At 49.7% G+C, this 25484-nt stretch carries 24 protein-coding genes; 14 read left to right on the forward strand and 10 right to left on the reverse strand.

Features of this window, described 5'->3' with window-relative positions; genetic code table 11:
* The first annotated feature begins 23 nt into the window (after window positions 1-23).
* The 8 genes from ACO6UX_RS16150 to ACO6UX_RS16185 all read left to right on the forward strand — a co-directional run bounded on the left by ACO6UX_RS16150 (window position 24) and on the right by ACO6UX_RS16185 (window position 8567).
* A complete protein-coding gene (locus ACO6UX_RS16150; protein WP_422449301.1) occupies window positions 24-182 on the forward strand; it encodes a hypothetical protein in 159 nt (52 codons plus the stop codon).
* The gene (locus ACO6UX_RS16155; RefSeq protein ID WP_422449303.1) at window positions 154-399 is read left to right on the forward strand and encodes a hypothetical protein; all 246 of its coding nucleotides are present in this window, start codon (window positions 154-156) and stop codon (window positions 397-399) included. The genes ACO6UX_RS16150 and ACO6UX_RS16155 overlap by 29 nt, the downstream gene beginning before the upstream one ends.
* 55 nt (window positions 400-454) lie before the next feature.
* Window positions 455-1429 carry an extracellular solute-binding protein gene (locus ACO6UX_RS16160; RefSeq protein ID WP_422449573.1) on the forward strand — a complete coding sequence of 325 codons (975 nt, stop codon included), beginning with the start codon at window positions 455-457 and terminating at the stop codon, window positions 1427-1429.
* 105 nt (window positions 1430-1534) lie between these two features.
* A complete protein-coding gene (locus tag ACO6UX_RS16165) occupies window positions 1535-2086 on the forward strand; it encodes a cupin domain-containing protein (RefSeq protein ID WP_422449305.1) in 552 nt (183 codons plus the stop codon).
* A gap of 146 nt (window positions 2087-2232) precedes the next feature.
* Window positions 2233-3678, forward strand: a complete 1446-nt coding sequence (locus ACO6UX_RS16170) for a hypothetical protein (RefSeq protein ID WP_422449307.1) — start codon at window positions 2233-2235, stop codon at window positions 3676-3678.
* A gap of 374 nt (window positions 3679-4052) precedes the next feature.
* Window positions 4053-4382, forward strand: coding sequence for a hypothetical protein (locus tag ACO6UX_RS16175; protein WP_422449309.1), 330 nt, complete (start codon window positions 4053-4055; stop codon window positions 4380-4382).
* Window positions 4383-4700: 318 nt separating this feature from the next.
* Window positions 4701-5990, forward strand: a complete 1290-nt coding sequence (locus tag ACO6UX_RS16180; protein WP_422449311.1) for a hypothetical protein — start codon at window positions 4701-4703, stop codon at window positions 5988-5990.
* A gap of 81 nt (window positions 5991-6071) precedes the next feature.
* Complete coding sequence (locus tag ACO6UX_RS16185) at window positions 6072-8567, forward strand: heavy metal translocating P-type ATPase (RefSeq protein ID WP_422449313.1); 2496 nt, start codon at window positions 6072-6074, stop codon at window positions 8565-8567.
* Window positions 8568-8569: 2 nt separating this feature from the next.
* Here ACO6UX_RS16185 and ACO6UX_RS16190 read toward each other — a convergent pair whose 3' ends face one another.
* Both ACO6UX_RS16190 and ACO6UX_RS16195 read right to left on the reverse strand, forming a co-directional pair.
* The gene (locus tag ACO6UX_RS16190; RefSeq protein ID WP_422449315.1) at window positions 8570-10078 is read right to left on the reverse strand and encodes an ATP-binding protein; all 1509 of its coding nucleotides are present in this window, start codon (window positions 10076-10078) and stop codon (window positions 8570-8572) included.
* Window positions 10079-10086: 8 nt separating this feature from the next.
* Window positions 10087-10842, reverse strand: coding sequence for a response regulator (locus tag ACO6UX_RS16195; RefSeq protein WP_422449317.1), 756 nt, complete (start codon window positions 10840-10842; stop codon window positions 10087-10089).
* A gap of 217 nt (window positions 10843-11059) precedes the next feature.
* Between ACO6UX_RS16195 and mglB the strand changes: the two genes are divergently transcribed.
* The 3 genes from mglB (at window position 11060) to mglC (ending at window position 14795) form a co-directional block, all read left to right on the forward strand.
* Window positions 11060-12034 (forward strand): galactose/glucose ABC transporter substrate-binding protein MglB, encoded by a 975-nt coding sequence (gene mglB, locus ACO6UX_RS16200; protein WP_422449319.1) that lies wholly within the window; start codon window positions 11060-11062, stop codon window positions 12032-12034.
* Window positions 12035-12200: 166 nt separating this feature from the next.
* Complete coding sequence (mglA, locus tag ACO6UX_RS16205) at window positions 12201-13724, forward strand: galactose/methyl galactoside ABC transporter ATP-binding protein MglA (protein WP_422449321.1); 1524 nt, start codon at window positions 12201-12203, stop codon at window positions 13722-13724.
* A 42-nt stretch (window positions 13725-13766) separates the two neighbouring features.
* Entirely contained in the window at window positions 13767-14795 is a 1029-nt protein-coding gene (mglC, locus tag ACO6UX_RS16210; RefSeq protein WP_101744865.1) for a galactose/methyl galactoside ABC transporter permease MglC, read from the forward strand.
* A 48-nt stretch (window positions 14796-14843) separates the two neighbouring features.
* Here the strand turns inward: mglC and ACO6UX_RS16215 are convergent, their stop codons facing one another.
* The 3 genes from ACO6UX_RS16215 to ACO6UX_RS16225 all read right to left on the reverse strand — a co-directional run bounded on the left by ACO6UX_RS16215 (window position 14844) and on the right by ACO6UX_RS16225 (window position 17853).
* A complete protein-coding gene (locus ACO6UX_RS16215) occupies window positions 14844-15635 on the reverse strand; it encodes a sporulation protein (RefSeq protein ID WP_422449323.1) in 792 nt (263 codons plus the stop codon).
* A gap of 145 nt (window positions 15636-15780) precedes the next feature.
* Entirely contained in the window at window positions 15781-16185 is a 405-nt protein-coding gene (locus ACO6UX_RS16220) for a hypothetical protein (protein ID WP_422449325.1), read from the reverse strand.
* Window positions 16186-16668: 483 nt separating this feature from the next.
* The gene (locus ACO6UX_RS16225) at window positions 16669-17853 is read right to left on the reverse strand and encodes an ISAs1 family transposase (protein WP_422445646.1); all 1185 of its coding nucleotides are present in this window, start codon (window positions 17851-17853) and stop codon (window positions 16669-16671) included.
* A gap of 461 nt (window positions 17854-18314) precedes the next feature.
* Between ACO6UX_RS16225 and ald the strand changes: the two genes are divergently transcribed.
* A complete protein-coding gene (ald, locus tag ACO6UX_RS16230; RefSeq protein WP_422449327.1) occupies window positions 18315-19436 on the forward strand; it encodes an alanine dehydrogenase in 1122 nt (373 codons plus the stop codon).
* Window positions 19437-19730: 294 nt separating this feature from the next.
* Window positions 19731-20216, forward strand: coding sequence for an OmpA family protein (locus ACO6UX_RS16235; RefSeq protein WP_422449329.1), 486 nt, complete (start codon window positions 19731-19733; stop codon window positions 20214-20216).
* A 403-nt stretch (window positions 20217-20619) separates the two neighbouring features.
* Here ACO6UX_RS16235 and ACO6UX_RS16240 read toward each other — a convergent pair whose 3' ends face one another.
* Window positions 20620-21108 (reverse strand): CBS domain-containing protein, encoded by a 489-nt coding sequence (locus tag ACO6UX_RS16240; RefSeq protein WP_422449331.1) that lies wholly within the window; start codon window positions 21106-21108, stop codon window positions 20620-20622.
* A gap of 114 nt (window positions 21109-21222) precedes the next feature.
* Entirely contained in the window at window positions 21223-21906 is a 684-nt protein-coding gene (locus ACO6UX_RS16245; protein ID WP_422449333.1) for a class I SAM-dependent methyltransferase, read from the reverse strand.
* 120 nt (window positions 21907-22026) lie between these two features.
* Between ACO6UX_RS16245 and ACO6UX_RS16250 the strand changes: the two genes are divergently transcribed.
* A complete protein-coding gene (locus tag ACO6UX_RS16250) occupies window positions 22027-22602 on the forward strand; it encodes an NAD(P)H-dependent oxidoreductase (protein WP_422449335.1) in 576 nt (191 codons plus the stop codon).
* On the opposite strand, the gene apbC is transcribed toward ACO6UX_RS16250, so the two are convergent.
* The 3 genes from apbC to ACO6UX_RS16265 form a co-directional block, all read right to left on the reverse strand.
* Complete coding sequence (gene apbC / locus ACO6UX_RS16255; RefSeq protein ID WP_422449337.1) at window positions 22599-23690, reverse strand: iron-sulfur cluster carrier protein ApbC; 1092 nt, start codon at window positions 23688-23690, stop codon at window positions 22599-22601. The genes ACO6UX_RS16250 and apbC overlap by 4 nt on opposite strands.
* Window positions 23691-23861: 171 nt before the next feature.
* Window positions 23862-24662, reverse strand: coding sequence for a replication protein P (locus ACO6UX_RS16260; RefSeq protein WP_422449339.1), 801 nt, complete (start codon window positions 24660-24662; stop codon window positions 23862-23864).
* Window positions 24571-24999, reverse strand: a complete 429-nt coding sequence (locus ACO6UX_RS16265; protein WP_422449341.1) for a DnaT-like ssDNA-binding domain-containing protein — start codon at window positions 24997-24999, stop codon at window positions 24571-24573. Before ACO6UX_RS16265 ends, ACO6UX_RS16260 begins: the two co-directional genes overlap by 92 nt.
* Window positions 25000-25484: the final 485 nt, after the last annotated feature.

The raw sequence follows: 25484 nt of genomic DNA on the forward strand, positions 1-25484 counted from the left end.
AAAATAATAAAATTCTTGATGGCATGGCCGGGCTCTGGTGCGTCAATATTGGCTATGGACGACAGGAGCTGATTGCCGCAGTCTGTCAGCAGATGAAAGAGCTGCCTTACTACAACACCTTCTTTAAAACCACCCATAACCCGTGGTGTCGGCATGGTTGCGGCACTGGAAATGACCAATAACAGGGAAGCAAGAACCCGTTTTGATGATGAAGGCACAGCAGGCACCGTCTGCCGTAATTTCTGCTTCAAAAATGGTCTGGTGATGCGCGCAGTGGGCGATACCATGATCATCTCACCACCACTGATCATCAGCCATGCCGAGATTGATGAATTGGTGACCAAAGCCCGTAAATGCCTTGATTTAACCCTGGAGTACTTGAACGACAGAAAACAATAATTCATCCGGGTTGTTATAACCCGGGTATTTTTTAATCAACCTTGCCAAAGACACCATTGCCAACTTTGAGCAAGAGACCGGTATCCAGGTTCGCTATGACGTGTTTGACAGTAATGAAGTACTGGAAGCCAAGCTCCTGTCAGGAAATACCGGCTACGATATTGTCGTGCCCTCTTCCGATTTTATGGCCAGGCAGATCAAAGCCGGTGTGTTCAAACCGTTGGATAAAACCAGACTGTCTGAATGGAAACACCTTGATACGGAACTGATGGCCCTGCTGGAGACATACGACGAAGGCAATAAACATTCCATCCCTTACCTGTGGGGAACCACGGGCATTGGCTATAACCCTGAGCTGGTCAAAAAATATCTTGGCGAAGAGGCCCCTGTCGACAGCTGGGACCTGGTGTTTGAGGAGAAGTACATCAGCAAGCTGAACAAGTGCGGTGTTGCGTTTCTGAATGCGCCAACAGAAATCATGCCTGCTGCCCTGCGCTACCTTGGGCTTGATCCTAACTCAGTGAACAAGGGTGATTATCAGAAAGCGGAAGCGCTGCTGATGAAGGTTCGCCCTCATGTCACCTACTTCCACTCTTCCCGCTACATTTCTGATCTGGCCAACGGAGATATCTGTGTGGCAATAGGCTGGTCCGGCGACGTGCTGCAGGCCAGTGACCGTGCCGATGAAGCCGACAATGGTGTCGTTGTTGAATACACCATTCCCAAGGAAGGTGCAGGCATGTGGTTTGATATGCTGGCCATTCCCAAAGATGCGAAAAATATTGATGAAGCCTATGCCTTCCTGAACTATCTTCTGAAGCCGGAAGTGATTGCTGACATCAGTAACTACGTGGCCTATGCCAGCCCGAATAAGAGTTCTTTTGCCCTGGTTGACCAGGATATCCGTGAAAATCCCGGTATTTACCCGACCGCAGAAGCCAAAAAGAATCTCTACGTTTTTGCTGTGCTGCCACCCAAAGTGGATCGCATTATTAACCGGTCGTTCACCAAAGTCACTACCGGACAGTAAACGTCACCACTGGCTCCTGCGGGACAGGGAGCCAGTCTCTTGCTTCCCTGTGGGTCTGTTCAAACATCATGGAGAACTTCAGGGAAGCTTCAAGGAGAACCTGCTTTGGATGTAGGAACACGGTTAAAAACCGTTCGAATTATGCATAACCTCTCCCAGCGAGAGCTGGCAAAACGTGCCGGTGTTACCAACAGCACCATTTCCATGATTGAAAAAAACAGTGTCAGCCCATCGGTCAGCTCCCTGAAAAAAGTACTCGATGGCATTCCCATGTCGCTGGTGACGTTTTTCTCTGTGGAGATGGATGAGTACGGCTACGAGCCAGTCGTCTATCGTTCAGAAGAACTTCCTGCGATGATCATGGACCAGATACAGATCAAAATCATTGGTCAGCACAAGGCGAACCGTGCCATGGCCTTTATGGATGAAAATTACCCGCCGGGTTCCGATACCGGTGAGGAGATGCTCTGCCATGAAGGTGAAGAAGCCGGCATCATCATTGAAGGTCAGCTTGAGCTTACCGTGGGTCTAGATGTCTATCTGCTGAACCCCGGTGACAGCTATTATTTCGACAGCAACCGCCCTCACCGCTTCTGCAATCCGAGTAATGACAAAAAGTGTCGTTTGATCAGCTGTACAACTCCCGGTAATTTTTAATGCCTTCCGGTGAAGGCGCTATCCGGTCAGGCCCTTGCTTTAAAAAAATAACTATATTGCTTTCCAGAGAGATCGGTAAACCTGTGGAGCCCATGCCATGGGCATACTTGCATGGATGTATTGGACATATCCTCTGAGGTCATCAAATGCAAATTGCAACATCTACCTTGCCAAATGTCTTCCCTTCCCAGGTCACTTCTTCACACTCCCGGGAAACCACAAAAGCATCAGGTATCACCGTCAGCCACGGGCAGACGAGTGCCAGTTGCCGTCATGGCCCAGCTCAAAAGCCTGAGCACAGGGCGATTTCTGACTACAGGGTAAGGCAGCTTGCCGGTAGTGCCTTACAGGCCGGAATGGGACTGATGCGTAGTGTAGCGGGTTATGCATTTAATCAGGTAATGACCTCACCTTATATTGATGGTGTTGCACCAGGGCTTAAAACACTGCTCAGCTTTGCTGTTTTTTATCATCAACTGCAACCGGCCGGGGCGAAATGTCCTTCTGACGAATTCAGCTGTGACAACGGTAAATGTATTTATATCAGTGATCTGTGCGATGGGCATGATGATTGTTTTGATAATACGGATGAGCGGAAAGATGTATGCACTAAGGACAAATGTGAAAAGTTGGGGCGGTTTATCTGCAACAGCGCAAAGTGCATTGATACCAAGGGGGTCTGTAACGGGAGAGATAGTGGGTATGGTCATTTAGATTGTGGCGATGGTTCCGATGAGGGGGCGAAAACATGCACTCAGGATAGATGTGAGAAGTTAGGGCGTAGTTTCCTCTGCCACAACAGTTCAAAATGTATCTCTACCGAAAGAGTGTGCAATGGACATAATAGTTGTAATACTCTGAATGTTACGGATAATTCTGATGAAGGGCCGGATTTATGCACACAGGACCAATGTGAGAAGCTAGGGCGTAGTATCCTCTGCAACTACGAAGACAAACCAACATGTATCTCTCGCAGGATGCAGTGCGATGGATATATTGATTGTGGTGATGGTTCCGATGAGGGCGCGGATTTTTGCACTCAGGCCAGATGTGAAGAGTTAGGGCGTAGCTTTCTCTGCAAAAACAAAAGGTGCATTGAGCCCAAGTATGTCTGTAACAAGGATGACTGTAACTTGGTTAAATCTTATTGGTATGATAATTGTGATGATAATTCCGATGAGGGGGCGGATTTATGCACACAGGCCAAATGTGAAGAGTTAGGGCGTGATTTCCGCTGCGACAGCAGCAAATGTATTCCTCGGGATAAAGTGTGCGATGGGAATTTCGATTGTTGTGATTTCTCGGATGAGCGGGCAGATTTATGCCATACTGTTGCCCCCCCTGCTTATGGCTGGCTTGCTTTACCCGCTGTTTTGACAATAGCCGCCTATGGAGTCTGTACCTATAAAAGTTATAAGACTCTCAGGCAGGCAAATCCGGACTCATCAACAACACCTTTATTGTTGAACGCACTAAGTAATCCATTGCAATTCCGGCAGTCTCATCATCAACCCGCAGCTACAGCGGAGCCTTCGACGGGGTCCGCGAACAACAATAATCCGGTGGTACAACTGGAGCAACAGAACGTTTGACGGCATAAATCATGTGCCCAACCAGCTGTGGCTGATTAGCCGCAGTGGACGGTCAATGACAAAGGTCAAATTCATAGCCAGAGGCTGTGCAGGAGAACAATAGTGTATGAAATTACCAGTCAATAGTTGCATCTTTGTTTTCCCTGGGCACAGTCAGCTTTCCTGCACTCTACTTCATCATTAAAGTACAAAGGCGACGTTAACCCAACAGTATTGACCTGATAAAAATCAACTACAATTCGATACAGGATTCATCAATGAATTAACCATCCAAGGTTTCTCTGCATCTCAGTGCCCTGAATTTGAGCCAGAACAGTTCATCCAATGCCGGGGGCACTGATATTTTACCCTTGCAGTATGATTCAGAAGCGGGTGTGACCAATGCTCCAGCATTAGAAACTATCGGGCTGGCTTCTAAAGGAACTCATATTACAGGCCCTTTATTACTGGATAGAACGGCTTCTATTTCATCATCTGGTGATGTTTCCCTGCTATCCAGTGGCTTTCGGAAAAGATGGCAAGTCAATGAAGAGAACCATTCCCCAAAAGAGCCCCATTCCCCACCCTTTGAAATATTACAGCAGGCGCATAAAATCCAATTTACCTTGGCAAATGAGCCTGGTAAATGTTTGTCCATCCAGCATTTAACTAACCACACAGGGCTATCAATACCAGAGGCTGAAAAAGAGATTAACAGCTTTTAAAAAAAACTGGAGAGCGCCCAATATCACTGGAATTATGCAAAATCAAACATTGAACGTTTAGCTAACGACCACCATCATATATTCAATACTTTACACACCGTTGAAGCCAATAGAAATCTGGCAGAAAGAAGCGCTGTAAGATTTGAAAAAAAGCATGACAAGATTGAATCCATTCTGAAACATATCAGCAGGGAAGAAAACAAAGCGATTATCACCGAAAAACTTTGTGAGCAGCTCAAGAAGCCAAAACATGACGTTGAAATTCTTTTTCAGCGTTTTATCTGCGAAGCGGAAAAACCGAAATCAGTACTTCATGGGGTGCTAACAGGTCTGTGTCTTTTCAGTGCTTTTGGCAGATACAGCAGTTTTATTCTCGATAAACAATCTACAGCCAGTGACATTATTGTGACGTTGATCGGGTCTTTCAGTACTGCTGCATTGACATTAGATGCTGTGTCAGCCGCTCCTGACAGCTGGGAAGAGTATTCAGCAAAACTTTCCCGGGCACAGGAAACCTTCAATAAATGTTATTTCCCCGCATTATTCCTGGCCACGGCCAGCGACATGGCAAGGGTTGGCATTGCTGCCCATAAAGAATTTGGACTGACTATTGCCATTTTGGGTACTGCCTCAGAAGGTATTACCATGCTGGCCATTGGCTGTGAAGCGCTCAATCTTCTCTACAAAGCCGGGGAAATAATAGGCAAGGCAGAGCGTTGTCATCTTGCTGCTGAGAATATTTTGGCCGCTGACCTTGTTCAAACCGCTGCCATTGCGTCTCCAGTTTCGGCCTATGCCTTACCACTGGTTGTTGAACAATGGACCAATGATCCCCCGGAACTCATTCCGCCAGAATCATGGGCCTTTTCTTACGGGGCCCAGGCAGCAAAAATTTTCATAATGTCGCCTCACGCACTGGTTAATACGATTATTGAAACTTATATGACGGCGACATTTTTAGTGTCAATTAAAAAGGTAATATTTGAAACTGCACGTTTAACGTCTGTTTTTTGTAAGAAAAAAGCGGGCCAACAAACACAACTAACCGATTCAGAAAAACGTATCTCTGATAAGATCGATAAAATTCTGACCACGCTTGGCTCTGTACCAGACTCCAGAGTTGGCAAAGTCGCCCTGGCTAAAGCACTCCTGGGCCTGGCATGCAGCTTAACCGTTGGCAGTTTTGCGCTTTACAATGCCTTTATCTACCAAATGGGCCTCACCCGGGAAAGGGCTGATACATTCAGAGTGATGCCTAACGAAACTCGCTTTAACGGCACTGTGCATCCGGGTGTGTCGCCTGATCCACTGGATGGATTAGCAAGATGGGCTGACAGAGATGCCACTGTCAATGAATTTTCGGTCGGGACAACCATGACAGCCCAGTTTATGGAAGCCTTCAGTCTGGTCAAGGCGGCGGGGATGGTTTTTGGCGTTGGTAAGGCACTGTATCAGAGATGCCGTGGCACTCAGCCTATGACTCCGAGCCAGCTGCGCACTGCACTGGAAGCGTCTTCTGAAGAAAAACTGGATGAAATTTTAGCCATTTTTCAACAACAGGGCTCACTGTCCAAAAAATTAGTAGAATATAAAATTTCAACGGTTTGACCAGCTAAGCCTTTACCTTCCTGTAAGGGGAAGGGTTATGCTGCATCAGTCAGTGACAGAATGGCAACAGGAGCATAACCCATGACCGTCATAGAAACCGAACTGCGATTGAGTGGTCTGCGCTGTGCCGGCTGTGTTGGCAAGGTAGAAAAGGCCCTGCTTGCGGTGACCGGCGTTACTGCCGCCAGTGTTAATCTTGCCGACCGCACTGCACGGGTTGCCGGAACCGCCTCTTCAGAATCGTTAGTGAGCGCAGTAGAAAGTGTTGGCTTTGTCGCTGAGCTTGCTTCGGGAGTTCAAACCTCGGCAATGGTTGCCATCGCAGCCATGAACTGTGCCTCCTGCGTTGGCAAAATTGAAAAATCACTGCAGGGCATCGATGGGGTTCAGGGAACCGTTAATCTGGCGGATAAAACCGTTCTGCTGGAAAGTACCGACGGTACGGATCTTCATATAGAGATCCATAGCGTGCTTTCTGCGCTGGAACAGGCGGGGTTTCCCGGCACGGTTCTTAACTTTGCAGAGGGTTCATTCGAGCAACAACAGGTTCAGCAGGAAGCAGAAGACAGGCGACGTTATCGCTATCTGCTGAAACATACCGCCATCGCCCTGGGCCTCGGGATACCACTGATGATCTGGGGCATGGTCACCGGCGAGATGGGCGTCAACAGCCCTCAGGAGCAGATTGCCTGGGGTGTGGTTGGCGTTGTTACCGGACTGATTCTGTATTTCTCCGGTGGGCACTTCTTCACAGGGCTATGCCAGTCCCTGAAACATCGCAATGCCAATATGGACACTCTGGTGGCACTGGGCACCGGTGCCGCCTGGCTGTTTTCCATGATTGTTGTACTGTTCCCGGATTGGCTGCCCGACAGTGCCCGGCATGTCTATTTTGAAGCTTCCGCCATGATTATCGGCCTGATCAACCTGGGCCAGGCGCTGGAACTCAGAGCCAGGGGCAAAACCAGTGAAGCGGTAAAACGACTGCTTGGGCTTCAGGCCAGGACAGCGCGGGTGATTCGTGCTGGCAAAGAGCTGGATATCCCTGTGCAGCAAGTGCGTAAAGGCGACACACTGCGGGTACGCCCCGGAGAGAAGATTCCGGTGGATGGCAGCATTGTGGATGGCATGAGCTTTGTGGATGAATCCATGCTGACCGGTGAGCCTGTCCCTGTAGAAAAGCAGGCGGGTGATGCCATTAGCGCCGGCACCCTGAATAAAAATGGCTCACTGTTGTTTACTGCTGAAAAAGTGGGCAGTGAAACAGCACTCGCCCAGATTATCGCCCTGGTAAAAAAAGCCCAGAGTGCCAAGATGCCGATCGCCCGACTGGCCGATAAAATTTCCAGCATCTTTGTTCCTGCCGTTATCCTGATTGCACTGCTGGCGGCAGCTGTCTGGTTTTTTGCAGGACCTGAGCCCAGGGTTGCCCATACGCTGGTGGTCACCACCACGGTGCTGATCATTGCCTGCCCCTGCGCACTGGGCCTTGCCACGCCCATGTCAGTTATGGTGGGAGTGGGTAAAGCTGCGGAGCTGGGCATTTTGATTCGTAAAGGTGACGCGTTGCAGCAGGCCAGTAAACTGACGACACTGGTTCTGGATAAAACGGGCACCATCACCGAAGGTCGCCCCACCGTAACTGAGATTGTCAGCCTGGAGCCATACACCGAAGTCGAACTGTTAACCCTGGCAGCCAGCCTGGAACAGGGCTCTGAACACCCTCTTGCTGAAGCAATTGTGGCATCCGCCCAGTCAAGGCAGATAGCACTGAAAGCCGTTGAAAGTTTTCAGGCCATTCCCGGTCATGGCGTCTCTGGCAACGTCGATGGTCAGGTAGTGTTGCTGGGTAATAAAAAATTGATGACCGACAATGGCTGCAACATCGAAAGCCTGGTCGATAAAGCGGAACAACTGGCAGAACAGGGGCAAACCCCGATGTTTATGGCGATTAATGACTGTCTGGCCGGGATCATCTCCGTTTCAGACCCAATCCGGGCCGACTCACAGGCAGCCATCAAACGGCTTCATAAACTGGGTATTACCGTGGTTATGCTCACCGGAGATAACCGGTTAACAGCACAGGCCATCGCCAGACAGGCGGGCATCGATGAGTTCCATGCCGAAGTTCTGCCTGAAGATAAAGCCGGGCATGTGAAAGAAATACAGCGTCTTCTATCCGGGCGCGGTCATAAAGTGGGTATGGCGGGTGATGGCATCAACGATGCCCCGGCCCTGGCCCAGTCCGATGTTGGCTTTGCCATTGGCACCGGGACCGATGTTGCCATTGAATCGGCGGATGTGACCCTGATGGGCGCGTCTCTTCACGGTGTCGCAGATGCTATTGAACTCTCAAGAGCAACACTGAGAAATATCAAACAGAACCTGTTTGGTGCCTTTATCTACAACTCATTAGGCATACCCATTGCCGCGGGCATCCTGTTCCCGTTTACCGGTATGCTGCTCAATCCGGTTATCGCCGGTGGTGCCATGGCACTGTCGTCGGTAACCGTGGTGTCCAATGCCAATCGGTTAAGGTGGTTCAAACCATCAACGAATAAACATCAATTGTCATAAAATCATGCGACTGGCAGTGTCAGGGTAACCTCCAGCCCACCCTCCGGATGGTTACGAAGTCTGAGGCTGCCACCATGAATCCGCGCCAGGTGGCGAGCGGTGATCAGCCCAAGACCGTTACCATCCGGGTTCTTCTGACAGCCGTAGTCCAGCCGGAAATAAGGTTTGAAAATCGTTTCTTCCATCCCCTCTGGAATACCGGGCCCGTTATCACGGACAGTAATGATGACCTGATCGGCTACCCGCTCAATATAAACATTGGCCGGTGCCCCATAAACAATCGCATTGCCAATCAGGTTCTCCAGACACCGTTTAAGCGCCAGCGGTTTGCCGGTGATGTTATAACGCCCGTCACCTTCAGGATGATTCAGGAACGGTGTATGCAGCCAGGCCCTCTGCCCAACCGATTGGGCAGCCAGTGTCATGTCATTCAGCATTCTTTCCAGATCAACCACCCGGGGGTTTTCATGGATATCGGTATTGCTGACCACCTGCAGGGCCGACTTGACCATGATTTCCAGGTGTTCCAGGTCATGGATAAACGGCTCCCGCTTGGCGTCATCATCCAGCATTTCGGCTCGCAGGCGCAGTCGGGTAATCGGCGTTTTCAGGTCATGGGAAATCCCCGAAAACAACTGTTTCCGGTCACTCATATAATGGCGGATATTCTGCTGCATCTGGTTAAAAGCCCGGGCCGTTCTTTCATACTCCAGACAACCCCGTTCAGGAATGGCCACAGGCTCCAGATCCCGCCCAAAATCGTTTGCTGCTTTGGATAACGCCGCAAAAGGACGAACCATAAAATAGATAGCCATGGTCGCAAATACCAGCAGCACCAGCATCCAGATCAAATAGGAAGTTTGCAAAGGTGCCGGGGAGGAGTCATCAGCCGAGAGAATGGATGAGTCTGGCATCAGGGTTGCCAGGTATAGCCACTCACTGTTTTCAAGTTGAACCTGTATTACCAGAACCGGAAGATCCAGAGGCTCAACCAATAACGTTTCCCGGCCCCAGTTATCGGGCAGATCCTGCAGCAGCGTTTGATTATCAAACACCTTCAGCGTTTCCGGTCGGGAAAAAGCCACCTCGACCCGACCACTGATATGATTGGCGTTTTTAAGTACTGCCTTAAAGACATTCACCACCGTTTGATGGGCCAATGAGTTCTCATAAGGCACCAGTTTAATAAACTCCGGATTCAGGGTGATGAAGTAACGGGCTCCTCCCATGTAACGCAGTTTGTTGATAGCGGCCTTACGGAGTGAGGCAGGCAATGTCACAAAATATTCAGTGGTAGCCGACATACGCAGCGCCACACTGGTTGATACTCTGGCAAGCGCTTCCTGCCGGTCACTCTCGGTTTCCCGCTCCCAGAGATGATTCACCAGAAGCTGAGAGGTGAACACCAGGGCAAACATCACCATCAGGAAACGGCCGGCCAGCGTCCTTGGTGAGCACTCATGAAGCTGGTGTTTGAGGATTTGCCAATACTCTTTTATGACGCCGCTCATCCTTACGCTCACGAAAGAACAGGCACAGTGGCATCATGAGAAAATCGAACCTCGGTGGCCATCAGGTATCCGGCACCTCGCACGGTTTTGATGATCGCCGGTGACCTGGCATCATCACCCAGACACTGGCGGAGACGGCTGATATGGACATCAATAAAACGGTCCAGTGGATCTGAACCGCGTTTGCGGGTTTCGCCAGCAATATACTCACGACTCAACACCCTGCCGGCATTGTTCACAAAGAGCATCAACAGATTGTAATCAGCACCAGAGAGCGGCAGGGCTTCCCCTTCCATATCAGACAATGACCGGGTAACCATATCCAGGCGAAGGCCATGAAAACAGCAAAACCGTGAAGGCGGCAGCACCTCAGCGGTCTGCTCACTGCGCCGGAAAATGGCTTTGATTCGGGCCAGTAGCTCCCTCGGGTTAAAGGGTTTGGCAAGGTAATCGTCTGCCCCGATTTCCAGACCAACAATACGGTCCATTTCATCGGATACGGCAGTGAGCATGATCACAGGGACTTTGGTAAAGGTTCTCAACTGCCGACAGACATCAAAGCCATCAATACCCGGCATCATGATATCCAGCACCACCAGCGCATTCCGGGTTTCTTCCACGGACAGTGATTGGAACCGTTCCAGAAAAGACTCACCATCCGGTGATGTTTCTACAGCAAAACCATGCTTTGTCAGGTATTCAGCCAGTAACTGCCGAATGCCATCATCATCATCCACCACAAAAATCCGGTGCGATGCCCTCATCGTTCCCCCTAACCATATAATGACCACGTCGTCAGTCAGGATTATCCCAATCAGCGCTGAGCAAAACTATTGATCCCTGACAATATGAACGTCGATCGACTTATCTTTTTATGATCACTTTTTTAAGACTTTGTTACATTTCGTTGAGCTGCCTTACCCTAACAGCAAGCACTGTTTGATACCATCAAAGCACACAGAAATTCACCGAAGGACAACCATGAAAAAAGTCACAGCGCTGGCTGCCATGATGGCAGCGATGACCATTGGCAGTGCCGCTCAGGCCAGCACGACCCTTGGCGTTACCGTTTACAAATACGACGATAACTTTATGGCAAGCGTTCGCCGGGCTATCGAAGCAGAAGCCGACAAGGTTGACGGTGTTCGACTGCTGATGAACGACTCGCAGAACGATCAGTCCAAGCAGAATGACCAGGTTGACATTATGCTGGCCAGAGGGGTGAATGCTCTGGCGATTAATCTGGTGGACCCTGCTGCCGCTCCGGTCATCATTCAAAAAGCCAAGTACGATGATGTTCCCATTGTCTTCTACAACAAAGAGCCCTCCGCTGAAGCCCTGGCCAGTTATAAGCATGCTTACTACGTTGGCACTGACTCCAAGGAATCGGGCATTATCCAGGGAGAACTGATTGCTGAGCACTGGGCCAGAAACTCAGCCTGGGATCTGAACGGTGATGGCAAGATCCAGTATGTATTACTGAAAGGTGAGCCCGGCCACCCGGACGCAGAAGCAAGAACGTCCTATGTCATCTCTACCCTGAATGACCGGGGCTACCCGACGGCAGAACTCCATATGGATACCGCCATGTGGGATACCGCCATGGCAAAAGACAAGGTTGATGCCTGGATCTCTGGCCCGAATGCCGACAAAATTGAAGTGGTTATCGCCAACAATGATGCCATGGCCATGGGCGCTATCGAGTCCCTGAAAGCCGCCGGTAAATCCGCCATTCCCGTGTTTGGCGTTGATGCCCTGACAGAAGCACTGGCACTGATTAAAGGCGGGCAGATGCAGGGAACCGTACTGAACGACGCCAATAACCAGGCCAAAGCTGCTTTTCAGTTAGCCAATAACCTGGCCAATGGCAAAACCGCAGGTGAAGGCACCAACTGGAATATCGAAAATAAAATCGTTCGCATACCTTACGTGGGTGTCGATAAAGACGACTTGTGACAGGCAGGTTTAGGTCTGACTAACCTCTCGTTCCCACGCAGGAGCATGGGAACGAGAGGAAACCAGGCCAAATCTTTCAACTCCGTTTCTCATTCAAAAGAGCAGCCTCCCGGGCATTTCCGGTGCCCTTGCCGGGTGCTCTTTATCTCTGAAAAGTCAGAATGCTATGGATACCAGCAACCATTTGATTAACGACAGTGAATGGCTTCTGGAAATGACCGACATCAGCAAATCATTTCCCGGAGTAAAAGCCCTGGACCGGGTTAATCTAAAAGTGCGTCCTCACTCCGTCCATGCCCTGATGGGGGAAAATGGTGCCGGTAAATCAACACTCTTAAAATGTCTTTTCGGTATTTATGAAAAAGACGAAGGCAGTATTTATTTTCAAGGCAAGGCCACTGAATTTACCTCATCAAAGGAAGCACTCACTCACGGTGTTTCCATGGTGCATCAGGAGCTGAACCAGGTATTGCAATCCAGCGTGATGGACAATGTCTGGTTGGGTCGTTACCCAAAGAAACATGGTTTTATTGATCACAAAACCATGTACGACGAAACCAAAAAGATCTTTGACGAGCTGGATATTGATGTTGATCCAAAAGATAAGGTGGCGGATCTGTCTGTTTCCAAACGACAGATGGTGGAAATTGCCAAGGCATTTTCCTACAACGCCAAAATTGTCATTATGGATGAACCGACTTCGTCCCTTTCAGAAAAAGAAGTCCGCCACCTGTTTACCATCATTAATAAATTAAAAGAGCGTGGCTGCGGTATTGTCTACATCTCTCATAAGATGGAAGAAATTTTTTCTATCTGCGACGACATTACCATACTTCGGGATGGTCAATGGGTGACTACCCGGCCACTGGCAGGTCTGGATATGGACCAGATCATCAGCCTGATGGTGGGGCGGGAACTGACCCAGCGATTCCCTCAGCGGGATCACCAGCCGAAAGAAGTGATCCTTCAGGTTGAGCATTTGACCGCCAAAAACCAGCCCTCCATACAGGATGTCAGCTTTGAACTCCGTAAAGGGGAAATTCTCGGTATCGCCGGTCTGGTGGGTGCCCGTCGTAGCGATGTCGTGGAAACCATTTTTGGTATTCGCGATAAAAGCGCGGGCGTTATCAAGCTGCATGGAAAGACACTGGACAATAAGGATGCATACCAGGCCATCCAGAATGGCTTCTCTCTGGTCACCGAAGAGCGACGTGCGACGGGTATCTACGCCACACTCGATATCACCTTTAACGCTCTGATTGCCAATATTGAAAAGTACAAACAACGTTTTGGCTTATTAAGTAATCAGACCATGGGGGCGGATACTCAGTGGGTCATTGATGCCATGAAGGTAAAAACACCTAGTCATAACACGCACATCGGCTCACTCTCTGGCGGTAACCAACAGAAAGTGGTCATTGGCCGCTGGCTTCTGACCCAACCGGAAATCCTGATGCTGGATGAACCGACCCGGGGGATTGATGTGGGTGCCAAGTTTGAAATCTATCAGCTGATTCTGGACCTGGCCAAAAAGGATAAAGGCATCATTATGATTTCATCAGAAATGCCTGAGTTGCTGGGTGTCACTGACCGCATCATGGTAATGAGTAATGGTCGGGTTGCCGGCATTGTCAATACCAGGGAAACCACGCAGCACGAAATTCTTGAACTGGCTGCACGCTATCTATAACGCATTTTTTATTTACTGAAACGAACAAGGGGAGAGACTGCCATGAGTGTTGCCAGCAGTCTGACGGCGGGAAAACAACTGAGTGTTCTGCGCCTGGTAAAAGAAGGTGGTATCTATGCGGTGCTGCTGATTCTTCTGGCGGTGATTATTATACAAGAACCGTCGTTTGTAAGTTTAAGAAACCTCAGCAATATCCTGACCCAGTCGTCGGTCAGAATTATTATCGCCCTGGGGGTTGCCAGTCTGATCGTTACCCAGGGAACCGACCTTTCTGCCGGTCGGCAGGTTGGTCTGGCAGCGGTCATCTCGGCAACCCTGTTGCAAGCTTTGGAAAATGTCAACAAAGTCTTCCCGGAGCTGGGGCCACTGCCGATCCCTGCCGTTATCATGATTGTCTGTGCCATTGGTGCATTGATTGGTCTGGTGAACGGGCTGGTGGTCGCCTACCTGAAAGTGACGCCGTTCATCGCTACCATGGGTACGATGATTATCGTCTATGGCGTGAACTCCCTCTACTATGACTATGTGGGCGCTTCGCCAGTGGCCGGTTTTGCCACTCAGTTCTCCGAATTTACCCAGGGCTTTATCCGACTGGGTGACTTCCGGCTTTCCTACATCACCTTCTATGCGGTTATTGCCATTATTTTCAGCTGGGTACTGTGGAACAAAACCGTCTTTGGCAAAAACATCTTTGCCATCGGTGGTAACCCGGAGGCGGCCAAAGTCTCTGGTGTCAACGTACCACTTACCCTGCTGAAGGTGTATGCGCTTTCCGGCGTGTTTTATGCCTTTGCCGGTCTTCTGGAAGCTGGCCGTATCGGCTCTGCCACCAATAACCTGGGCTTTTTGTATGAGCTGGATGCCATTGCCGCCTGTGTGGTTGGCGGAGTATCTTTTGCCGGTGGCGTCGGCAGTATCATGGGCGTGGTCACCGGCGTATTGATCTTTACCATCATTAACTACGGTATGACTTATATCGGCATCAACCCTTACTGGCAGTTTATTATCAAGGGGGGGATTATTATCTTTGCCGTAGCTCTGGATTCCATGAAATACGCCAATAAAAAATAGTCGATAAAACGATGATGTCAAAGCACTGGCTCAGCAGAAAATTGCAGATCACATTGTCTGATCAAGAAACGCAATCACCTGTTCAGCCAGTGCTTCCGGCGTTGTCTCCACCGATATTTCCAGGTGTCGATGCAACTCCCCCCTACCCAGCAGTCCAGATAACATACCCTGCAAACCCCGTTGCTGACGATCGACTTCAAACCAGAGTTTAAGCTGTTGCTCATCGCGCCAGGCAACAATTTCCAGCTCCCGCCAGCGGCCAAGAAACTTCCCGGAGACCGGGATAAATTCAAACTCCTGAACAAACGGCAGCGCAAAGCCACTGGCGGCTTCACACTCCGCCTGGCGCAACTGCAAACCGGCGTTGGTGAGTCCATCAAACAGACCGGCCAGCAATGCATCCGGCCTTACTACCAGCAAGTCAGTATCCGAAGGATCTATGGCAAACTGGATATCCAGCCCGGTTTCCAGCCATACCTTACCCTCGCCCAGGGTAATGGGTGTGTTATAGGGCAAAATAAAACTGGCATTGAATATTCGTTCTTCACCCGGAGCAATAATAAAGGTTTCCGGCAATGACCACTGGCTTAAAGAGCAGGTCTGTTTTACCTTTTCAGTCACGGTTCCTTCATCACCGCCCTTACGCTTTTCCAGCTCGGCAAAATATTGGCAGCAGATATTCAGATAGATGTTATCAATCTGTTGTTCAGCGACACCCCCGTTAACCCGAATGGTGAAATCCACCCGTTTGCCCGGAATCAACTCTGGCTGCTCGAGCACGGCATCCACTTTGGCGGCACCTATCGACAACGACGCCATTGCTTTTTTCAGTAGTGACATAGATATACAACAACAAAACAGTAAAATCAGTCTGTGCAGCTGATCATTGATGATCAGAACACAATTCATATTGGCCAAAGTCGCCCATGATAAGCCCCATTTCCTGCCCGTCAAACTCTCTTCACTGACTCAGCCGGGCAGCGAGTCATTCATTATTCTGACCAGGTTCCGGCAGGTCATGTGCAGCTATATGTGCGTCAGTTTCTGCATAGGAGAGTATTTCTCTACAGCCACTCAGCGGACAGTGCACAAACAACCTGCCAATCTCATCCATGCTGGAAATATCGTAGTTTTCCAGTTTCTTGTCATCGCCACACCGACGATTGGGACAGCGTTGTTCATTACTGATCCAGCACTGGTTACAAACCCGATGGCCGCAAACCGTAACTTTGGTACCCTGCAAAAAATAAATATTGCACCCTGAGCACGTCGCTCTGGATGACAGCGCCTCCATAAGCTCTTTGTCATCAAGGCTCCTTTTGGCTATGGTCACCATATTACCTGCTGAAGTCACGACATAATCCAGTTTCATCCCGGGCATATAGCTCACTTTTCAATACTGTGTGATCGCAAAAAACCGGTACTTTCGGTGCGCAGCAAAAGTATGTATGCGACGATCTTTTCTTTTTAGTAGGCGGTAGTCTGGTATGGTTCTTTGCGATCACCAAGGAAGGTTGGTATTTCTCCATATACTGTACATCACGGGTTGTTATCTGAAAGCCTCTTCCACAGGTTTCGGTCTGTTCAGTTCAGCAGCCAATGTCAGGTAATAAGGTACCGATGTACGCAGTGTTCGGACAGCACTCATGATAGTCAGCCAGGGTGGTCGCATCAGATGCACCATAGTTCATATTTTTGCTCTACTCATGACTGCCAACATTGCAGATCGAATATTCTCAGACAATCCAGCGCGTATTTTAGGCAGGATTGATGAAAAGAAACCAAAATATGGAAAATTGACACAAAAGGCCACCGGCCTCACACGAAGCTTGTACCTTGTGCTGCTTCTGCAGCCTGAATTTAAACTCGCTGTTTAGTCAGGATAAAACTTCTCAAGTACCAGCTCGGTTCGATAGTCCTGATCTAACCCTGCCAGTTCAATCCGGCCTGACATACTCTCTTTCTCAAACCGGCTACTTTGTTTGTGTACATTAAAACACCACCGCCTTACAGTCGCAACGTTCTTTGCCGCTGTTCGCTCATGGATTTTAGAGGCATCTTCTTGAAAGCTGACATCCAGTGACAAGTGTTGTCCATTTTCTATACTCCAATGATTGCGTACTGCTGCCAGCACACTGGAGGCTGTCATCTCTCGGCTCTCTATATAAAAATGCAATTCAGTTGTTTGTTTTTTACCAACCAATCTGTCTCTCTGGATAACCGAAAACTGCTTAAGGCCAGGCCACTCATGCTTGGGGTCTATATCCTCAATGTCGTTAAAAACCCAACAACGCCGGTGTTCTTGACGCCCCCGATTTTTCTCCATCGATTCTGCAAAGGCTGGTTCGTCATCAGCAGGTTCCGGATCATCCGGGTGTTCTTCAATGTACTTTGAAAAATATGCTTCGATATTACTGCTCAGAGTCGGCTGATTGTCCTTGGCGCAGAGCAGGTAATCAGCTTTTTTATCAATGATTTTTTTGCAAATATTTTTCTGACACCCCATGGCATCACTGGTAATCAAGGCTCCTTCGAGAAAAAGCACATCGATAACTTCGGGAATGGCAGTAATCTCATTGGACTTCTTATCAACGGGGGTAAAACCTAATATAAGCTTAAGTTCTGAACTGTAAGCACTGACCATATGGACCAACTTCTTGCCTTTAGCTGGACGTGAGCCACGCAGAGCCTTGCCGTCAATAGCTATGACATTGTCGTTTTTTTCTGGATGAGGCCCCATTTTACGAGCATTTATCTCAGATATTGTGTCGCTTACCCAATCGATAAATAACTGCGTAAAAGCTTCTGGGTCAAGCAGCTTGCATACTGTTGCAATAGTGTGATGGGTAGGGAAGCCAAATTTATAAGGAAAAAACTGACGAAACCAGCGTCGGTTGTATTTAGCGAACCGCTCCATGCCTTGCCATGTGGTGTAACCACTCAAAATACTGACATAAACGATAAATAAGACTTCTGGAAGAGGGTATGTAACGTGTATATCGCTACGAGGCTCAGTTAGCGATTGAATCCTGACGACCATTGGTGTGTAGTTGGCCATTGTCGTACCTCTGGCTATACCGGAGGTATGTTAATAGTACATATGTGCACCTCATGCTACCGCCCTGGATAGTCAGCGAGTTCTGTTTTGAAATCTCGCATTGATAGATCCCCCGGTTCTTTTAAGCGCAAGCCTCACTTTCAGCCCCGGGAGCCTGTCGGACTCAAGACTGGCCTTCCCGGGCAATATGCCGACTGACTTACTCTCTTTATCATTTTTGAGGCCTTTTTTATGCCAATACTGCCCAGTCACAGAGAGATGTTCAATATTCAACAAAAGTTAATTTACCGGCGGTTATATGGCTTTATCTGTTATGTCTTCCTGAACACAGAGCAAAAAATTCATTCAAAAATATTTTTTAGATTAAAAAACCAATAAAAAGTCATATTCAAGATAAAATCCTGTGAAAATTGATGTTAAATATTGTTATATCCCAATTTAATAGGATCATGGAGTTGAATATGCGGATAGGTATTCCCAAGGAAATCAAGAATCACGAGTACCGCGTAGGCCTGACCCCGGCTGCTGTTAAAGAGCTGGTTCACAACGGACACGAGGTGTTTGTTGAAGACCATGCCGGTAATGGCGTCGGTTTCTTCAATGAGGACTATCTGGCCTCAGGTGCCACAATCCTGGACACGGCAGAAGCGGTTTTTCAGGCAGCTGAGCTTATCGTGAAAGTAAAAGAGCCCCAGGCTGTTGAGCGCACCAGACTGAAACCCCACCACACACTGTTCACCTATCTGCACCTTGCACCAGATGTGCCACAGACCACAGAACTGATCAATTCCGGGGCAACCTGTATCGCTTACGAAACCGTAACCGATGCCCGGGGTCGTTTGCCACTGCTGGCCCCCATGTCTGAAGTGGCCGGGCGCATGTCTATCCAGGCCGGTGCACGATGTCTGGAAAAATCCATGGCCGGACGCGGCATGCTGCTTGGCGGGGTTCCCGGCGTTGAACCTGCCAAGGTGGTCATTATCGGTGCCGGGGTTGTTGGCCAGAATGCCACCGCGATGGCAGTCGGCATGGGTGCCGAGGTGGTGGTACTTGACCGTTCAGTGGATGCCCTGCGCTGGCTGGATGCCCAATATGGCAACCGTGTGCGTACCGTATACTCCACTTCCCAGTCTATTGAGCAGCATGTGCTATCCGCTGACCTGGTCATCGGCAGTGTTCTGCTGCCCGGAGCAGCAGCGCCAAAGCTCATCACCCGGGAGCTGGTTAGCAGGATGAAATCAGGTTCTGTTATTGTCGATGTGGCCATTGATCAGGGTGGCTGCGCAGAAACTTCCGTGGCGACTACCCATGCCGAACCGACCTTTATCGTTGATGAAGTGGTGCATTACTGCGTTGCCAACATGCCCGGGGCGGTCGCCCGTACTTCTACCCTGGCACTGAACAATGCAACATTGCCTTATGTTCTTCAGATTGCCAACAAAGGTACTCGCAAGGCCCTGGAAGACAATCCATACCTGTTGGCTGGCCTGAATGTTTGCCGGGGTGTTGTTACCTGTGAAAGCGTTGCTCAGGCACAAAACCTGCCTTACAAAGCAGCAGCCCTGGTGCTGACTGAGATTTAACCGGCGCTGAAATTCATGTCTGATGGTTGCTGACTCCGGGTTACATCTCCACATCTGTCGAATGATCAGGGGTGTGGAGGCGTGACCGGGAGGCAGCACTTTTACAAGTGGCTCCCTGAGTCCTGCCGCTCATCCCTGAAAACCCCCACACTCTGTCAAAAATCAGTCTTACTGACACCTGCCCAAAGGATTTCCCAACAGGCCCCTGCAACGGGAAAGCACAACACTATACTCAGTAGAAATTCCCATTAAAGGGAATCAAACATCATTAAACACCATGGATGGAGAATTACCATGATAAGGCAACTCAAAATAACCGCCCTTCTGACAGCAGCCCTTCTGACAACAGCCTGCGGCTTAAAGCAAACCAGCAGTGAAATGGCCGCCAGTGATTACCAATCAACCAACAGCGTTTTCGACTGTGACTTTGGTCCCTTCTGTGCTTTTGCGGAAAAGCCACCCGAGGCCATATATTTTGATTTTGGAACTTCGGTTCTGGATATGGAAGATCGCAAGTTACTCGATACGGTGGCAGAACAGATGGGTGATTCCAGGCGTATCGAACTCACGGGCTATACCTGCAAAATTGGTTCAAGCCGGGCAAACCAGAATCTTTCTGAGAGTCGGGCCCTCGCTGTAAAAGCCTACCTGATGCATAAAGGTATAGAAGAAGAGCGTATTACAACGTCGGGTAAAGGCAAACACAGCCCTGCTACCCTCAACAGCAAAGGAAGCGACCGTTCGCAGAATCGTCGGGTTGAAATGAGGATCTTTCGTTAATCGTTTCTGATTTGATTGGACTACACGGTTAGCGATCTTCAAAAAGGTACCGTTCAACCGGTACCTTTTTTATGTACAGTATCCTGAAAATGCAGGAGCAATACTCCGCAAACACCTAGTACATGCTTTCAATGCGTTTGACGGTTTGTCGTGCCTCCGCACTCCGTTCGTCCTGAGCCTGTCGAAGGGCGGAAGCTCCGGAGTCTGATAGATTGTGCCAAGCACCCTTCGACTCCGCTCAGGGTGAACGGAGATTGTACACGTCAAACTCATTGAAACCATGCACCAGTGCGGCAAAGCGTTAATACCCGTACACCCCGTTCATCCTGAGCTTGTCGAAGGATGGTGCCACCGTACTTCGACAAGCTCAGCACGAACGGTGTGGGTATCAACGCTTAGTACGCTAAAGCGTCATTACCTTCAACAGATCCAGCGCACTGATTACCCCCTTCAGTGAGCGATCCCTGGTGACCATAACCCGGTGAATACGCCCTTTAACCATCGCTTCAGCGACGTGGATCAGCGGTGTATCCGGAGACACTTCAAACACCATCGGCGTCATAATATCATTGACCAGAACGGACTGATCCACCAGATCATGAAACGAGCGCTGATCTTCCGGTGACAGTGAATCGTCGATCATGGTGCTGTAAAAATCATCATCCCGCCTGGCCAGATCAACCAGACCACTGTCTGCATGCCGGACAATATCGGAAAATGACACAACGCCAATCAACTGTCCGGCATTATTCACCACCGGCGCACCGGAAATGGCCTTATCCGTCAAAAAGCGCGCCAACCGATCCACTGACCAGTCAGAGGGAACAGTCATCACCTTCTGACACATGATTTGTTCAGCCGTCATGCTAACTAAGGGGTTGTCATTATTCATATCCCTGGCTCCCGGAAGAAACACCGTCGGGATCAGTATGACCTATTGCGGTAAACCACTATCTTGACCCAGATCAATATTCAGGGAGAACAGAGAGTAACCGTCACTGTGCCATCACCCCCGGTTAAGCTGAAGCAGCTTATGGGAATGCCACTCCCCTTCCCACAGGTTTATGACCTGTTTAAAACCGACGTCTTCTGACCATTGCCGAAACGTCTGCACCTCTTCCGGAAAGTCACAGTCCGTAATATGAGCACTCAATGCCTCCAACTCCTGAACTGACATGGCTATCCAGTTGGAATGCATATAAGCCAGATAATTTGCAAGGTATCGCTGCCGGGATTCGCCGGGCTGTAAAAATACATCGTAGATAAACATCACCCCATGCTCTCGAAGACAGCGATAAGCCATCTCCAGGCACCGTTTTTTATCATCAAACGACAGGTGATGGATACAAAACCCGGCGAGAATAATGTCAAACTGACCATCACAGGACGATAAAAAATCCATCATATCCTGACAGTCAAGTTGAAACGCCACATCCCTGCCGTTAAAACGCCGGGTCAAAACCTCAAGAGCCGCAGCAGAACTATCAACGCCCCGATACGCATTGACCGTCAGCTCCGGTAGCAGCTGGAAAAACACCTCGGCATCGCCACAGCCCAGATCAAGAATATCCGAACCTTGCGGCAGCGGCTCTATCTGCCTGAGGATATGGTCAGCAATACTGTTGTGCCCCATGTAGCCCTGGTCAACAACGGTTCGATAGGTACGCCACTGCTGGAAGAAATTGTCCATGCTGTTAGTCTTTTTAGATCGGGTGATCAACCAAGCATAGACGAACACACAGCGGTTACGCCCCATTCAATAAGCGTTACAATCAGGCCAGACTAATAAAGGCATGGAGTGAATGCTTGCATGAAAACACTGGTTGTCTTTGCCCACCCGGTTCCTGAGAGTTACAACGCCAGCATCTTGCAGGTGGTGTCTGATGAGCTGAGGGCAAAATCATTTGAGGTACAAACGCTGGATCTCTATCAGGAAAATTTTGAGCCCAGAATGAGCACCGCCGAGCGAAGAACCTATAAGGACAGGGACAACACCGCTACTGTCGAGAACTATGTGCAACAACTGCAATGGGCTGAAGCCCTGATCATGATCTATCCCACCTGGTGGATGGGACCGCCGGCCATCCTGAAGGGCTGGCTGGATCGAGTCTGGCTTCCCTCGGTCGTGGCCGATTTTGGTCCGGATGGGGTAAAGCCAAAGCTAACCAACCTGAAGAAGATTCTGATCATTACCACCCAGGGCGCATCCCGCTGGCGGATGGCCCTGATCGGTAACCCACCCCGCAAAATGATGAAACTGAGCCTGAAGGCCGTCACCCAATGCAGGGATATTGACTGGCTGACCCTGTACCGCATGGATAAGATTGCCAAACCCCGGTTAAGCCAGTTTCTGGACAAAGTCCGCCAGAAAATCAAACACTTTTAGTCATCCACCACTGACAGGGATGGCACGGCCGGGGCCTGCTGATGACGTAACCACAGTTTTGCCGTCATGTGCCTGGCCATATCCCGGTAGATCATGGCGATCTGTGATTCCGGTTCAGAAACAACCGTAGGCGCGCCCTGGTCTGCCTGTTCACGAATCATCATGGAAAGAGGCAGGGAGCCCAAAAGGTCGATTTCAAACTGATCAGCGATACGGCTTCCCCCACCTTCACCAAACAGATGCTCGGTATGGCCACAGTTTGAGCAGATATGAACCGCCATATTTTCCACCACGCCCAGAACAGGCACACCAACCTTGCGGAACATCTCCACACCTTTTCTGGCATCAATCAGCGCCAGATCCTGAGGTGTTGTCACCACCACACTGCCGGAAACCGGAATTTTCTGAGCCAGGGTTAACTGAATGTCACCGGTGCCCGGAGGCAGGTCAATCACCAGGTAATCCAGGTCATGCCACATCGTCTGAGTCAGCAACTGAATCAGGGCACCACTGACCATGGGGCCACGCCATACCACAGGGGTATCTTCGGTCACCAGAAACGCCATGGACATCACCTGGATACCATGGGCCTCAATGGGCACGAAAAATTTCTCATTCTTCACATCCGGCCGGGTGCCATCGGCAATACCAAACATCTGCCCCATACTCGGGCCATAGATATCGGCATCCAGAATACCCACCCGCGCACCTTCTGCCGCCAGTGCCAGTGCCAGATTTGCTGCGGTGGTGGATTTACCCACCCCACCTTTACCGGAAGCCACGGCAATGATGTTCTTCACACCGGCCATGGTTTCCAGCTCACCCTGAACCGGTGCCGGATCCACTTGCCAGTTGACCGAAACATCCACCGACGCAACGCCATCAACATCTTCGATTTTACTGGCCAGCATCTGGGCCACCCCATGACACAGGCCTTTGGCCGGGTAACCCAGCACCAGTGAGGCGCTGACGTTGCCATGGTCAATGTTCAGGGATTCAAGACAGCCAGCATCCAGCAAATTGTTTTTCAGGTAAGGGTCCTGATAGCTGCGGATCGCCGCTTCAATATCGGCTCGGCTTGGATTCATGGCCACACTCCAGTCGGCGGGAAAATAATATTCGGTTTAATGAGGGTTTGAGGCGAGAAATTCAAGAGGCCAGCTTTGCGTACACATCACCGCGCAGGATTTACTGCCAATACTGTTCAGTCGATGCACGGAGTTCAGGGCTCCCTGCATTGCATCAGGGATGATTCAGTATCAGCCCTGGTCAAACACTGTCCTTAACCGATCCCGGGCTGATGCCCCATTATCCGGATCAATACCCTGGGAAATCATCGTCTCCCGCTGATGCTGTTGCGCCGCCTCTTCTGCCAGACGGGTGACTTCTTTACTGCGACTATCTTCAATCCCTTTCAGGATACTGGCCTCCAGATCTTCACCTTCCAGTACCCGGTTGCAGAGTATTTCATAGTTTCGCTCAAATACCGGAAAAGCGATCCGCTGTTCTTCACTGCGCAGCATCATCCAACCGGTTTCACGGGCGGCAAGATAGACCGCAATATGCGACCATGGATAGTCTCTGTGCTGGTGCGGGGCATAACAGGCCTCATAATAAGCCTGCAGGGGCTCTTTTAGCCCCACTTCATCGTATCGCAGCTTGCACTGCTCACGGATATCACTGAGATCGGGAAAAAATTTAGCGGTATCAAGCGCCTTTTTTGCCGCCATCAAAATACGACGGGGGCTGAATTCCTGCAGAGAGTTTTTCCAGACCCGCTTGGCTCGGATGATATCTTCATGGGTTTGGAAAGCCCGCTTGAACTTCAGGGGATAAGCATCTTCCAGTAGCGTGAAAACCGCATTAATGGCATCAACATGATCGGCCCCGGAACGGGCCTGTTGCGTACCAGGTCCGGACGCTGCCGGATCACAGGCCGCAGGCGCTTGTTGAGCGATGGAGCGCTGATCACTCGCAGTCTTCGAACTGGAAGCCGTCGTCCCAGCTCCGGTCTGTAAGCTTTTCAGCTGTTGATCGATGAGATCTTTGCCCTGTTTCACTTTGATTCCGCTTCCACTGGTAAATGACGTGGGATTTGAACTTGTTCTGCCAGGCTTTTCGCGCCTCACCCGTTTCATGCCAGTACAACTTGAAATCAACCAGCTGGGTAGCAATAAATTCCAGGGGTATGCCCTGATGGGCCTGGAGAAACTCCAGAATTTCCCGGGATGGAGCAAAATCTTCCGGCAAAGGCTGAACCCGGGCCCCCTCACGGATGACAGGCTGAGCCTGACCAAACACAGGATGCTCTTCCTGCTTGCGGGTATCCGGCTCAATTTCCCAGGGTAATGCGCCCGCATTGCGTCGGCGAATGTAGTGTTTGTTCTCGTCAGTCATGTAATCAACAATACCTGCCTTGCCGTTTCTGGTCTAGCTTGATCAATGATATCACCCTGTTTGCCATACGGTTTCATAAACACAGAAAAAGCGACACAGGAATAACCATTGTCAGCCCGGACAGGGAAGTTTGCTGCCGAAGCCATGACATGGCAATGAGTAAAGGACACAAAAACCATCAGCACTGGCTCATGACAAATTAGCGCACTCGAACCAGAGTGCTTGTGAGGCCCACGGGTCTCCTGATGAATGTAAGCCCATGTCTTGCTGACATTATTTTATCAACGATTGCCTCGAAACATAATTAAAAAATTCATGATAAAAAACCATCTTTGTACGGCCGTAGATCACTAATATAATCATCAGTTGCAAAAATTAGCGCCTTGATTTCAAAAGAATTAAAAAATACGAATATTTACTTAGCGAGAAAATAGTCAACTCAGGAAACTTTCAAACGGTCTCAATGATCTGAAGAGGAGGTTTTT

The organism is Endozoicomonas sp. ALB091, assembly GCF_049310265.1.
Classification (GTDB): domain Bacteria; phylum Pseudomonadota; class Gammaproteobacteria; order Pseudomonadales; family Endozoicomonadaceae; genus Endozoicomonas.